Annotated in this window: 10 protein-coding genes and 3 tRNA genes; 6 read left to right on the forward strand and 7 right to left on the reverse strand. The window is 38.3% G+C overall.

Annotated elements, in window-relative coordinates:
- Positions 1–194 precede the first annotated feature (194 nt).
- Entirely contained in the window at positions 195–2,804 is a 2,610-nt protein-coding gene (gene mutS, locus CXF71_RS18810; protein ID WP_101234473.1) for a DNA mismatch repair protein MutS, read from the forward strand.
- Positions 2,805–2,944: 140 nt separating this feature from the next.
- Here the strand turns inward: mutS and CXF71_RS18815 are convergent.
- The 5 genes from CXF71_RS18815 to CXF71_RS18835 all read right to left on the reverse strand — a co-directional run bounded on the left by CXF71_RS18815 (position 2,945) and on the right by CXF71_RS18835 (position 7,370).
- A tRNA-Phe gene (locus CXF71_RS18815) sits at positions 2,945–3,020 on the reverse strand.
- Between the two features lie 237 nt (positions 3,021–3,257).
- Entirely contained in the window at positions 3,258–3,578 is a 321-nt protein-coding gene (locus tag CXF71_RS18820; RefSeq protein ID WP_101234474.1) for a DUF1289 domain-containing protein, read from the reverse strand.
- A gap of 135 nt (positions 3,579–3,713) precedes the next feature.
- Complete coding sequence (locus CXF71_RS18825; RefSeq protein WP_101234475.1) at positions 3,714–5,243, reverse strand: SulP family inorganic anion transporter; 1,530 nt, start codon at positions 5,241–5,243, stop codon at positions 3,714–3,716.
- A gap of 231 nt (positions 5,244–5,474) precedes the next feature.
- Entirely contained in the window at positions 5,475–6,143 is a 669-nt protein-coding gene (locus CXF71_RS18830; RefSeq protein WP_101234476.1) for a GntR family transcriptional regulator, read from the reverse strand.
- Positions 6,144–6,323: 180 nt separating this feature from the next.
- On the reverse strand, positions 6,324–7,370 hold the full coding sequence (locus CXF71_RS18835) for a S1C family serine protease (RefSeq protein WP_101234477.1): 1,047 nt from the start codon (positions 7,368–7,370) through the stop codon (positions 6,324–6,326).
- A 139-nt stretch (positions 7,371–7,509) separates the two neighbouring features.
- On the opposite strand from CXF71_RS18835, the gene CXF71_RS18840 reads away from it, so the two are divergent.
- Positions 7,510–7,872 (forward strand): hypothetical protein, encoded by a 363-nt coding sequence (locus tag CXF71_RS18840; protein ID WP_101234478.1) that lies wholly within the window; start codon positions 7,510–7,512, stop codon positions 7,870–7,872.
- 239 nt (positions 7,873–8,111) lie between these two features.
- Here the strand turns inward: CXF71_RS18840 and trmB are convergent, their stop codons facing one another.
- On the reverse strand, positions 8,112–8,837 hold the full coding sequence (gene trmB, locus CXF71_RS18845; protein ID WP_101234479.1) for a tRNA (guanosine(46)-N7)-methyltransferase TrmB: 726 nt from the start codon (positions 8,835–8,837) through the stop codon (positions 8,112–8,114).
- A gap of 207 nt (positions 8,838–9,044) precedes the next feature.
- Positions 9,045–9,383 carry a YggL family protein gene (locus CXF71_RS18850; RefSeq protein ID WP_101234480.1) on the reverse strand — a complete coding sequence of 113 codons (339 nt, stop codon included), beginning with the start codon at positions 9,381–9,383 and terminating at the stop codon, positions 9,045–9,047.
- Positions 9,384–9,613: 230 nt separating this feature from the next.
- Between CXF71_RS18850 and mutY the strand changes: the two genes are divergently transcribed.
- The 4 genes from mutY (at position 9,614) to CXF71_RS18870 (ending at position 11,550) form a co-directional block, all read left to right on the forward strand.
- Positions 9,614–10,702: an A/G-specific adenine glycosylase gene (gene mutY / locus CXF71_RS18855; protein WP_101234481.1), complete on the forward strand. Its 1,089-nt coding sequence runs from the start codon at positions 9,614–9,616 to the stop codon at positions 10,700–10,702.
- 97 nt (positions 10,703–10,799) lie between these two features.
- Positions 10,800–11,072 carry an oxidative damage protection protein gene (locus CXF71_RS18860; RefSeq protein ID WP_101234482.1) on the forward strand — a complete coding sequence of 91 codons (273 nt, stop codon included), beginning with the start codon at positions 10,800–10,802 and terminating at the stop codon, positions 11,070–11,072.
- A gap of 214 nt (positions 11,073–11,286) precedes the next feature.
- Positions 11,287–11,362 (forward strand) — tRNA-Phe (locus CXF71_RS18865).
- A 112-nt stretch (positions 11,363–11,474) separates the two neighbouring features.
- Positions 11,475–11,550 (forward strand) — tRNA-Thr (locus CXF71_RS18870).
- Positions 11,551–11,669 lie beyond the last annotated feature (119 nt).

Genomic DNA, 11,669 nt, shown 5'->3' on the forward strand with positions numbered 1-11,669 from the left:
GTTAGTAAACTAGCAGATCTGGTGTAGGTTTTTTAATGGTTCGATTATACACTAAAAAAACCTATACCAAAACCTACACTTATTAGTGGGATTACATGGAATAAATTGAAATTTCAGTTTATTTCACTAGATTACAACAAACACACAAATAGCCACGCAGTAGGCTGTACAGAACTAAAAAGTGTAATAAAAACATGCAAGATTTGTCTTCACATACCCCTATGATGCGTCAGTACTTAACCATAAAGGCTGAGTTTCCACATATTTTGATCTTTTATCGCATGGGTGATTTCTACGAATTATTTTTTGATGATGCCAAAAAGGCCTCTGACTTATTGGATATTTCGCTTACCGCTAGAGGTAAAACAGGTGGTAATGCTATTCCAATGGCTGGCGTACCTTACCATGCAGTTGAAAATTACTTAGCAAAGCTAGTCGCCTTAGGTGAGTCAGTCGCTATTTGTGAGCAAATAGGCGACCCTGCCACCAGTAAAGGTCCGGTTGAGCGTAAAGTAGTACGTGTTATCACTCCTGGTACGGTTAGTGATGAAGCACTACTTGCAGATAAGCAAGATAATCTAATTGTTGCCATCGTCGATAACCAATCTCCTAACGCCAAGCTAAAAACGAGCTCAGCACCTGCTTTTGGACTTGCTTATTTAGATATGGCCAGTGGCCGATTTGTACTAACTGAGCCACAAACCAATGAGCAACTTCAAGCTGAACTACAACGTTTATCACCTGCTGAACTACTTTATAGTGAATCGCTACAGGATTTTAGTTTAATAGAGAACAGAAAAGGTTTACGTCGTCGCCCAGAGTGGGAATTTGATCTTGAGACGGCCATTAGCTTATTGAACAAACAGTTTGATACTAAAGAGTTAACTGGCTTTGGTGTTGATGATAAGCCGTTAGGTTTAGCTGCTGCAGGTTGTTTATTTCAATATGTTAAAGATACCCAGCGCACTGCCCTACCGCATATTCGGGCCATAGTCTGTGAATCTGCCAATAAAGGCGTGGTTCTTGATGCGGCTACTAGACGTAATTTGGAGCTAACCCAAAATTTACAAGGTGGCTTAGATAATACCCTTGCAGCGATTCTAGATAAATCATCTACGCCAATGGGTTCACGTTTACTTAAACGCTGGTTACACTTTCCATTACGGGATTTAACGGTTCTTAATAATCGCCAAAATACGGTAAGTGATATCATAGCGCTAGATCTAATCACGCCAATCCAGCCATTATTAAAAGGCTTAGGCGATATTGAACGTATTGTCTCTAGAATAGCGTTAGGCTCTGCCCGACCTCGAGATTTTGCGCGTTTACGCCATGCTCTACAGCAACTACCTGAGTTGCAGGATGAATTAAAAAGTGAGTTGACACAATCTCCCACTAATTATTTAACCACTATTGCCCAACAAAGCCAGCCAATGCCTCAACTACAAGCGTTGTTGGAACATGCCATTATTGAAAACCCACCTGTACTTATACGTGACGGTGGTGTTATCGCACCAGGTTATAATAGCGAGCTTGATGTATTACGTGATTTAAGTGATGGTGCGACTGAATTTTTGGCACAACTTGAGCAACGAGAAAAAGAGCGTACTGGCATACACTCATTGAAAGTTGGCTATAACAGGGTTCATGGCTTTTTTATTGAAATGAGTCGCACCGCCGCAGTTGATGCACCTGATGATTATATTCGTCGCCAAACATTAAAAAATAATGAACGATTTATTACCGAAGAATTAAAGCAACATGAGGAAAAAGTTCTTAGTGCTCAAAGCAAATTCTTAGCCTTAGAAAAAGTACTCTATCAAGAACTATTCGATAAAATCTTACCCGATTTAGCGCAACTGCAGCAATTAAGCCAAGCCATCGCGGAGCTTGATGTATTAACCACCTTCGCAGAACGTGCATTAGCATTAAACTATGTAAAACCCCATTTAGTTGAAGCGCCAGGCATTAGCATTGATGCGGGTCGCCATGTCGTCGTTGAACAGATGACTAACAATGCTTTTATCGCTAACCCTGTATCCTTAACAGAGCAGCGCAAGATGTTGATTATTACCGGTCCAAACATGGGCGGTAAATCGACTTATATGCGCCAAACAGCTTTAATCGTATTGCTAGCTCATATCGGTTGTTATGTACCTGCTGACAGCGCAACGATAGGTTTAGTTGATAGAATATTTACCCGCATTGGTGCTTCTGATGATTTAGCGAGTGGCCGCTCTACTTTTATGGTCGAAATGACGGAAACCGCCAACATATTACATAACGCTACTGATAAAAGTTTAGTACTGCTTGATGAGATTGGTCGAGGCACGAGTACTTACGATGGCTTATCACTGGCTTGGGCTTGTGCAGAAATGCTAGCGCTTAAAACCAAGGCATTTACCTTATTCGCTACACATTATTTTGAGCTGACTATGCTAGCAGAGCAGATCCCAATCTTAGCCAATGTGCATTTAGATGCTATCGAACATGACGATAACATCGTTTTTATGCACGCAATACAAGAAGGTCCTGCCAGCAAGAGTTTTGGCTTACAAGTTGCGCAATTAGCGGGCGTACCAAAAATGGTGATAAAGCGTGCTAAACAACGATTAAGTGAATTAGAGCAACAGCAAACACCAACGTTACTCTCTGCAACACCTTTGCAAAGTGATGCTTTTGAGCAACTTAGTTTCGCCTCAAATGAGCACCCTGCACTTACAACGCTTATCGACACCGACGTTAATGAGTTAAGCCCTAGACAAGCACTAGATTTATTATTCGCTTTAAAAGAGCAACTCTAAGCATCTAGTAACACTGCCAATTAAGTATGAGATACTCCATTGGCAGTAATTTTTTAGGCATCAACTATCTAATCAATAGTCAGGCCTTCAGAAACGAAAAAAGCCTCAGCATTATTAGTGCTGAGGCTTTTGTCTTTTTATGGTGCCCCGACCCGGATTTGAACCAGGGACACGAGGATTTTCAATCCTCTGCTCTACCAACTGAGCTATCGGGGCATTCTTTATTGAGCAGTACTCTCTAAAGAGCGCGTATAATATAGTGAAATTTTGGCGCAAGCAACCGTTTTATAATAATAATTAACTTAAAGTTTAATTTACTCCTTTACTGCGACATAAGTGTTCAATTATTAAACCAATACCTATCACAACGGTTCAAGTTAAACGTAAATAGCCGCTTTTAATAATCGTAGTATTAGATAGTTAGCGCTAAAGACAAGCGGTAAAAAATAACTTTTATAATTCAAAATCACTAAAGTCTATGTCGGTATCATCTGCTATCTCAGTTTTACTTGGGGGATCAAGTAAAGAGGGCTGCATATCTGTTTCACGTTCTGATGTAGATACAATCTGCTCTTGCTTAGGATTACTCTTATTTTTCTTACGCTTTTGCCGTTGAAGGCAACGTTTAATGACTTTTTGCTTTTCATCATTATTAAAATTTTTCCAGTCTTGTCGTTCATCACGCGAGCGCATACAACCCAAGCAGTGACCTTTTTCATCCAACTGACAAATGCCAATACAAGGGCTAGGAACATCAAAAAACTCTAATTGCATTTAATACCAATCTCACTAATTAATTGTCCATCTGCACGAGGTAAAATAAATAAAAAAAATGCGCTGTAAGTTAATTATAACTTATCAACGCATTTTTTATAACAGCTAGCTTAGCTAGATGATTTAAAGCGAATTTTACGCTAATTTATCACTAACAATATGATAATCAGGGTCTTCAATGATATTCAGTTCAACCAATTTATCTGCCTTGTCTAACAGCTCTTTACACTCTTTATTTAAGTGTTTCAGATGCATAGCCTTGTTGCGCGATAAATATCGTTCAGCCAAGGTATCAATAGCTTCAATGGCTGAATGGTCGACAACACGTGCATTTTTGAATTCAACAATAACATCATCACTGTCTTCTTCTGGCGTAAATTGCTCAAGGAAATTAGCGATCGAACCAAAAAATATTGGTCCATTAACTTCATAAACGGTTGAACCATCTTCATTCACACTACGATGAACTGCAATATGCTTCGCGTGTTCCCAAGCAAAAACTAATGCTGAGACAATAACACCCACAATAACGGCAACAGCCAAATCAGAATAAACAGTAACCCCTGAAACCAATACAATAACAAATGCATCAGCTTTAGGCACTTTGCCTAAAATACGAAGACTTGACCATTCAAAAGTACCAATCACTACAATAAACATAACCCCAACTAACGCTGCCAGAGGTATTTGCTCAATTAAACCTGAAGCAAATAATATAAAACCTAATAAGGCTAACGCTGCAGTAATACCTGATGCTCGACCACGACCACCTGAGTTTACGTTGATCATCGATTGACCGATCATCGCACAACCACCCATACCGCCGAAGAATCCAGTAGCTGTGTTAGCTGCACCCTGTGCAATACATTCTTTATTACTGCGACCACGAGTACCAGTTAATTCATCAATTAGTGTGAGCGTTAATAAAGATTCAATAAGACCTATTGCGGCAAGAACTAAAGCAAAAGGAAGAATAATTTTAAAGGTTTCGAAGGTGAAAGGTACATCTGGAACAGAAAATGTAGGTAAACCGCCAGCAATCGAAGCTGCGTCACCAACAAGCTTAGTATCAAGGCCAGTAGCAAAAACTAGTAATGAAACACCTACAATAGCAATAAGCGTAGAAGGCACTGCTTTAGTCAGTTTAGGGAAGAAGTGTATAATTGCCATGGTCAAAAGAATCAAACCAGCCATGGTAAATAATGGCGTACCTTGCATCCATTCAAGTTCACCTGCAGCGTTAGTGACTTTAAATTGCCCTAATTGCGCTAAGAATATGACGATGGCTAAACCATTAACAAAACCTAGCATTACCGGATGCGGCACTAGGCGAATAAACTTACCTAATTTGAATATCCCCGCCATAATTTGCAGTAGACCCGTGAGCACCACAGTGGCAAATAAGTATTCAACACCATGAATGGCAACTAAACTCACCATTACCACAGCCATAGCACCCGTAGCACCAGAAATCATTCCCGGTCGACCACCAAAAATAGCGGTTATTAAGCCAACCATAAACGCCGCATATAAACCAACTAAGGGTTCTACACCGGCCACAAAGGCAAAAGCTACTGCTTCAGGCACCAGTGCTAACGCAACTGTTAGACCTGATAGCACATCATTTTTCAAGTTAGACACTTTACTGGCGTGTAATTCAAACATTTTTATCTCATTGAGTTTATCGCTAATAGTTAACTCTTTAAGTCAAATCATTGGCGAATACGAATTGGCGAGCATATTTCCTTTAGACTTAATCAAGGTTAAGCATAAAAAAGAACAAGCAAGTTTACTGTGGTTTTGAGGGGCGTGAATACTATAGAAATGGAGAGAAAAAGTCAATATTTGCTTACTTTTACTACAAGTAAGCAAATGAATTTAGACCTAATAGCTAAACTAAATATTCGCTGCTTCGCGTTGCTCTAAAAAGGCTTTTATTTCATCTCTTGAGCTTAGGATATGATGTTTTAACACGGCAACAGCTTTGTCTATATCACCCGTCTTACAATAGGCTAATAACTGGTTGTGCTCAGGTCCAGCTTTTGAAATTCCGCCTGCCCACAATAAGTGCATACGAATATATCTATCCGCATTTTTATTCAGGGTGTTAACTAAATCTTGCGTTTGCGGTCTATTAGCCGCTGAATATAAGCAATTATGATAACGAGAATTAAGTTCACTCCAGGTATTTGCCGCATTTTCCTTACCAAGCGCTTTATCTAATTGCGCTAAAATATCACTTGCTTCAGCTAATTTTTCGCTGGTTAGTAATGGTAATGACGCTGCGAGTAAATTTCCTTCAAGCATTGCTCGTAATTCAAAAAGTTCAGCCACATGTCTAGCGTTAAGCTCTGTTACAGTTGCGCCTTTATGTGGTTCAAAGACAACTAAGCCTTCACCTTCGAGCTGAAGCAACGCTTCTCTTACAGGAATACGACTCACATTTAATTCGGTCGCTAACGCTGCTTGACGAAGTGATTCACCCGCCTTTAATTCGCCGCTAAGTATTTTCTCTCTAAGAGTTTCAACCACTAACTGCGTTCTTGTTTTATATACTATAGTCATAAAATGCTTCCGAACAATATTAGCAACCATTATAAGGAGTCATGAATATAACACCATTAAAAATGTACTTTTACCGTTTAAGTTATCTATAAAAACGGCAGATAGATTATCTGCCGTTTTGTTTTAGCTATTTTGAATAAACATCATAGCTTATTGTTAGCGACAACCACTGGATAGTAGTTACTCAACAATCCAGTAAGTTTCTTTCATTTCGCCATTGCGTAAATATTTGAAGGTAACTTTGTCACCTTTTTCAAAGCTAGCAAGGTGTTTCTTAATTTGTACCGCTGAGGCTAAATCAATAATAGCACGTCCTCCTACTTCTAGCAGTATGTCACCACCAAGTAAAATAGGACTACGACCCATTACGACACTAAGATTACCACCTTTGAAGCCAAGTTTATCTGCTAAAGTACCCGGTATAACATGTTGAATTAACATACCATGACCTGCGGTATTGTTAATTGCGTAAGACTGTTTTTTATTCAGTAGAAGCGGAATAAAACCAGAGAATGTACCCGGGTCACTATCAATTATATGGCGTACGGTATCAACCGAAACAACGAAACCTAAGCCATTACTGCCACCACTTTTAGATAATATATGACTCACAATACCAACAATTTCACCATTAAGGTTGAACATTGGACCGCCAGAATTCCCTTGGTTAATTGAAGCATCGGTTTGTAGTAAACGAGGTACTAAGGTTCTTCCTGGTATTGCATTACCATCACGAATACCACTTAAATAGCCTACAGATAAGCTATGACTCACACCAAAAGGTGCGCCAATAATAATAACTTGTTCGCCTATTTGGTAATCATTAGCTTTAGCTAATTTCAATGGTTTTGCTGTGCTAGGAACTTTCCCTGCTTGAATCATGGCCAAATCAATGAGAGGTTCTATCCAAACAACATGACCAGTAGTTTTAGTGCCATCAGCAAACTCAACTTCAATTGATGTTGCTTTATCAACAACATGCGCGGCAGTTAAAATACGACCTTCCTCACTAACTAACGCACCTGACCCCAATGAATTGGCCGTTTTTGCTTTATACGCCACTTGACCAACTTTAGGATCAGCTAATGACTCTACATGCAATTCGACGACTGAAGGATTAACCTTCTTATAAAGTGTTTGAATTGAATTTTCTTTTATTTGATATGCTTGTGTTGTTGTGCAGCCACTTAAGGCGAAAAGACTAAGAATTAGAAAAACTCTACTCATTGATAAAAATCCACTGTGATTAAATTAATAACAGTGTAACCAACTGTGATCTTTTTATCATTACTTTTATGTACTTGAATAGATAAATAATCAAGTTAAGGTGCTATGATAACCGCGATTATTTAAATAGGAAAATCATATGGAAATTATCGCCACATTGGCGTTACTGTCATTGGTTTGGTTGCTATGGCAGTTAGTTAAAGCAAAAAGATTTACGCGTTTTAAACAACAAATTAATACTGAGCTAAAAGACAAAGTGATTGCAGATATTATTGAAGAATTATCCCTAACTCGCAGTGAACTATTTCCTAATAATGATTGCCACCAAGCAGCAACATTAGTTTATTGGACCCAATATAAAAGCCGCATATTGCATGCGGCCTTAGCACGTGAAATTATTGACCAACAATGGTTAATAGACAGCGGAAATTTACGTAACGCCCAACATTTATTTTTCATTGAACATCAATATTTACCAGTACCTAAACAAAGTAAAACCTAAGCAAGCCAAAACTTACTTGGCTAGCTTAACTTTACTAGGTAAAGCAAAAAGGTTTAACAGAAAAGTTATACCAATGACATTAATTAAGGAACAGCTTTCATTTTAAAATAAGCAATGATAATAAATGTTCAAGAACAAGGCGCTTGATTGAGCAATAGCTGGCTATTGGGATTGAAAGCAACGATGTTATTGGATATTTAAGCCATTTGAAAATGATCACTTAGTTAGTGATATTGGTATTAAGCCTTTTTAGCAAATTGTAAATCCCATACGCCATGGCCTAATCGTTGCCCACGGTTTTCAAACTTAGTTAAAGGGCGAGAATCTGGACGCGGCACATAATCGCTTGTTTCTGACAAGTTGTTATAACCTGGTGCACTTTGCATATCTTCTAACATGCATTCCGCATAGTTTTCCCAGTCAGTAGCCATATGGAAAACCCCATCAACTTTCAACTTTTGTCTAATAGTTTCAACAAATTCTGCAGAAACAATTCGGCGTTTATGATGTTTTTTCTTGTGCCATGGATCTGGAAAGAATAATTGCACCGTTGTTAGTGTGCCATCAGCTATACAGTCGGCTAAAATCTCGATAGCATCATGTTCATAAACTTTTAAATTGCTAACACTTTCTTCAACTGCAGATGAAATACAAGCGCCAACACCGGGTTTGTGTACTTCAATACCAATAAAGTTTAGTTCTGGTGCTGCTTTGGCCATTTCAACTAACGATTTTCCCATACCAAAACCGATCTCTAAAACCACAGGATTTTCATTGGTAAATAGTGCTTTGGTATCAATAACGCCATCACTATGGTTTAAGCCCATATTTTTCCAATGATCGTTAATCGCACGTTCTTGATTTTTAGTTAACCGACCTTCGCGTTTAACAAAGCTACGTACTTTACGAATGTACTTACCTTCTTGCTCGGCTTGTTCTATGGTTTTATGTGTTTTTTCAGTCATATTGGATCTTTTACTAATATTTGTTCAATTATATTCAGCAAGCATTATAGATAGTGCTGCATAAGTAGTTATTCGACTTCATTATTCTAAATAAATGGGTTTTAGACAAAGCCGTCAAGTTATTCAGTACCATTGCTTATGGAACATAAGCAATGGTACTGAATAACGCCGACAATGTAGTATAAAAATCATTTATGACGAATAAATTTATTCAGCCCACCACACATCGTAAAGGTCGCTAACAGCTACTGAAGTTGCACCATTATCAGTCAACCATTTTTCAACAATGTTACGATGTTCATCAGTACAAGAGCCTAACGCTTGAGTACAGATTAAACCATGCCATAACGTATCACCTTCACCACCAAAACCTAATTCATTTGGTTGGATAGCTTCTGCGAAAAACTTACTAATAAACGCATCTAATTCTTCGCCATTTATGCCGTCTTTTAATTTCCAAGCAACATCGAAACCTAATTCCTGAAACTCATCAACACGTAATTTTTTACGGATACGGGTACTACGGTTTTTTGCGTTTACTTTCATTATAAAGCCTTATATTTTTTCTTAGTGCTAAGTTGGAACCAAGCGAATAGAATTTCAAAGGCGATATTATATACCCGTTACCATGCAAAGTGTAGGATTTCAGTGGAAATGAAAATTACTCATACATTCTGAAATTTTTGTAATGATTGGCAACGGCTATATACGCTACTTAATCAATATCCGAACTTGCCTATTTGAGCTCAACAAGTTATTTAGTTACACTGCGCGCTATGAAAAATCCTATAGTACTATCAGCCAACTCGGCTGAAAAATTTGGCCAGCAAGTCGTAAGCTGGTACCACCAACAAGGTAGAAAGCATTTACCTTGGCAACAAAACAAAACCCCATATAGAGTATGGATATCAGAGATAATGTTACAACAAACACAAGTTGCGACAGTTATCCCCTACTATCAGCGTTTTATGGCAAGTTTCCCAACAATAACTGATTTAGCCAATGCCGATGAAGACGTAGTTTTACATCATTGGACTGGTCTTGGATATTACGCTCGAGCACGTAATTTACATAAATCAGCTAAAATAATGGCCAATGATTATGAGGGTCAATTTCCTACTGATATTGAGCAAGTTATTGCTTTACCGGGTATAGGCCGCTCAACCGCTGGCGCTATTTTAAGTTTATCGCTAAAGCAACATCATCCTATTTTAGACGGTAACGTAAAACGTGTATTAGCTCGAAGCTACCTAGTAGAAGGTTATAATGGCTTGAGCAAGTTTGATAAAGCATTATGGCAGTTAAGCGAACAATTAACGCCTGCTATAGAAACTGACAGCTTCAATCAAGCAATGATGGACTTAGGTGCTACCGTTTGTACCCGAAGTAAACCCACTTGTGAGCTTTGCCCTGTTGAGAAAAGTTGTTTGGCCAAGGCAGGTGATCAACAATCAAATTTTCCTCAGAAAAAGCCTAAAAAGAAAATTCCTGAGAAGAAAACCATCATGGTGATCCCTCGACTGAAAAACGAACGCTGTGATAGGGTATTAATGGAGAAGCGACCACCTGTCGGTATTTGGGGTGGATTATGGTGTTTTCATGAAATTGAAGAACTAGATGAAATTGATGACTTAATGACGAGTTTGTCACTTAAAGCACTTTCATCACAAACCTTAACTGAGTTTAGGCATACTTTTAGTCACTTTCATTTAGATATTACCCCCGTGGTAGTAGACTGCCAACAACTTGATTGTGCAAATATAAACGAACCTAATCAGCAAAAGTGGTATGATTTACACCAAGAATTAAGTGTCGGCTTAGCAGCCTCAACACAAAAACTACTAACTTTACTTAAGGACTGTTGATCTTTCATATTTAAATTTTGTTTTACTTAAATAATCAATAAAGTTCAAAGCCCACTAATTAACTACTACGTATCTAATATAGAGAAGAGAAACCATTATGAGTCGCACAGTATTTTGTCAAAACCTAAATAAAGAAGCCGAAGGTCTAGGTTACCAACTATATCCAGGTGAAATAGGTAAACGTATTTTTGATAATATTTGTAAAGAAGCGTGGGGGATCTGGCAAAAAAAGCAAACTATGCTAATAAATGAAAAAAAAATGAATATGATGAATGCTGATGATCGTGCTTTTTTAGAAACAGCCATGATTGCTTACCTATTTGAAGGTAAAGAACCCGAGATTGAAGGTTATGTTCCACCGAGTAAATAATCACATTTAATTATTACATCAGTTTGGCTTGCTCGTTTTATAACTCGTTAACGCTCATAAAAAGTGCACAAAAAACAGATGTGCTGTAAAAAGCAGCAAACAAACACTTTTTATAAAAAACTTAGCAAAAAAGAGTTGACGGGGTAAAAGAAAAACAGTTTAATACGCCCCGTCTTAACGAGGTAACGAATTACAGCCAAGTTAGACATGTTTAGCCCCGATAGCTCAGTTGGTAGAGCAGAGGATTGAAAATCCTCGTGTCCCTGGTTCAAATCCGGGTCGGGGCACCATTTTACAGAAGTGGTGCTCAATTATTATTAGCTAATAATATTAAGTAATACTTCGGTGCCAAAAGTATTTAAGTTGTTTAAATAAACTTAAATATTGCACACAGCTTTGTGTGCCGACTTAGCTCAGTTGGTAGAGCAACTGACTTGTAATCAGTAGGTCGCCAGTTCGATTCCGGCAGTCGGCACCATTCCTTCGTAGGAAGCATCAAGCCCTAACATTGTTAGGGCTTTTTTGTATCTATCGATTGGTCGAATTCTATAATAGATTTCATTAACACCAATAAAACTACCTACCCCACCTATGCTG

This window comes from Colwellia sp. 12G3 (genome assembly GCF_002836775.1).
Taxonomy (GTDB): domain Bacteria; phylum Pseudomonadota; class Gammaproteobacteria; order Enterobacterales; family Alteromonadaceae; genus Colwellia.

What these genes read in the sequence shown, in the direction of transcription:
- CXF71_RS18820 (WP_101234474.1), bottom strand. Translation starts at nt 3,578, where the DNA reads ATGCAATTAGAGTTTTTTGATGTTCCTAGCCCTTGTATTGGCATTTGT.
- CXF71_RS18830 (WP_101234476.1), bottom strand. Translation starts at nt 6,143, where the DNA reads ATGACTATAGTATATAAAACAAGAACGCAGTTAGTGGTTGAAACTCTT.
- trmB (WP_101234479.1), bottom strand. Translation starts at nt 8,837, where the DNA reads ATGACTGAAAAAACACATAAAACCATAGAACAAGCCGAGCAAGAAGGT.
- mutY (WP_101234481.1), top strand. Translation starts at nt 9,614, where the DNA reads ATGAAAAATCCTATAGTACTATCAGCCAACTCGGCTGAAAAATTTGGC.
- CXF71_RS18835 (WP_101234477.1), bottom strand. Translation starts at nt 7,370, where the DNA reads ATGAGTAGAGTTTTTCTAATTCTTAGTCTTTTCGCCTTAAGTGGCTGC.
- CXF71_RS18860 (WP_101234482.1), top strand. Translation starts at nt 10,800, where the DNA reads ATGAGTCGCACAGTATTTTGTCAAAACCTAAATAAAGAAGCCGAAGGT.
- CXF71_RS18850 (WP_101234480.1), bottom strand. Translation starts at nt 9,383, where the DNA reads ATGAAAGTAAACGCAAAAAACCGTAGTACCCGTATCCGTAAAAAATTA.
- CXF71_RS18825 (WP_101234475.1), bottom strand. Translation starts at nt 5,243, where the DNA reads ATGTTTGAATTACACGCCAGTAAAGTGTCTAACTTGAAAAATGATGTG.
- CXF71_RS18840 (WP_101234478.1), top strand. Translation starts at nt 7,510, where the DNA reads ATGGAAATTATCGCCACATTGGCGTTACTGTCATTGGTTTGGTTGCTA.
- mutS (WP_101234473.1), top strand. Translation starts at nt 195, where the DNA reads ATGCAAGATTTGTCTTCACATACCCCTATGATGCGTCAGTACTTAACC.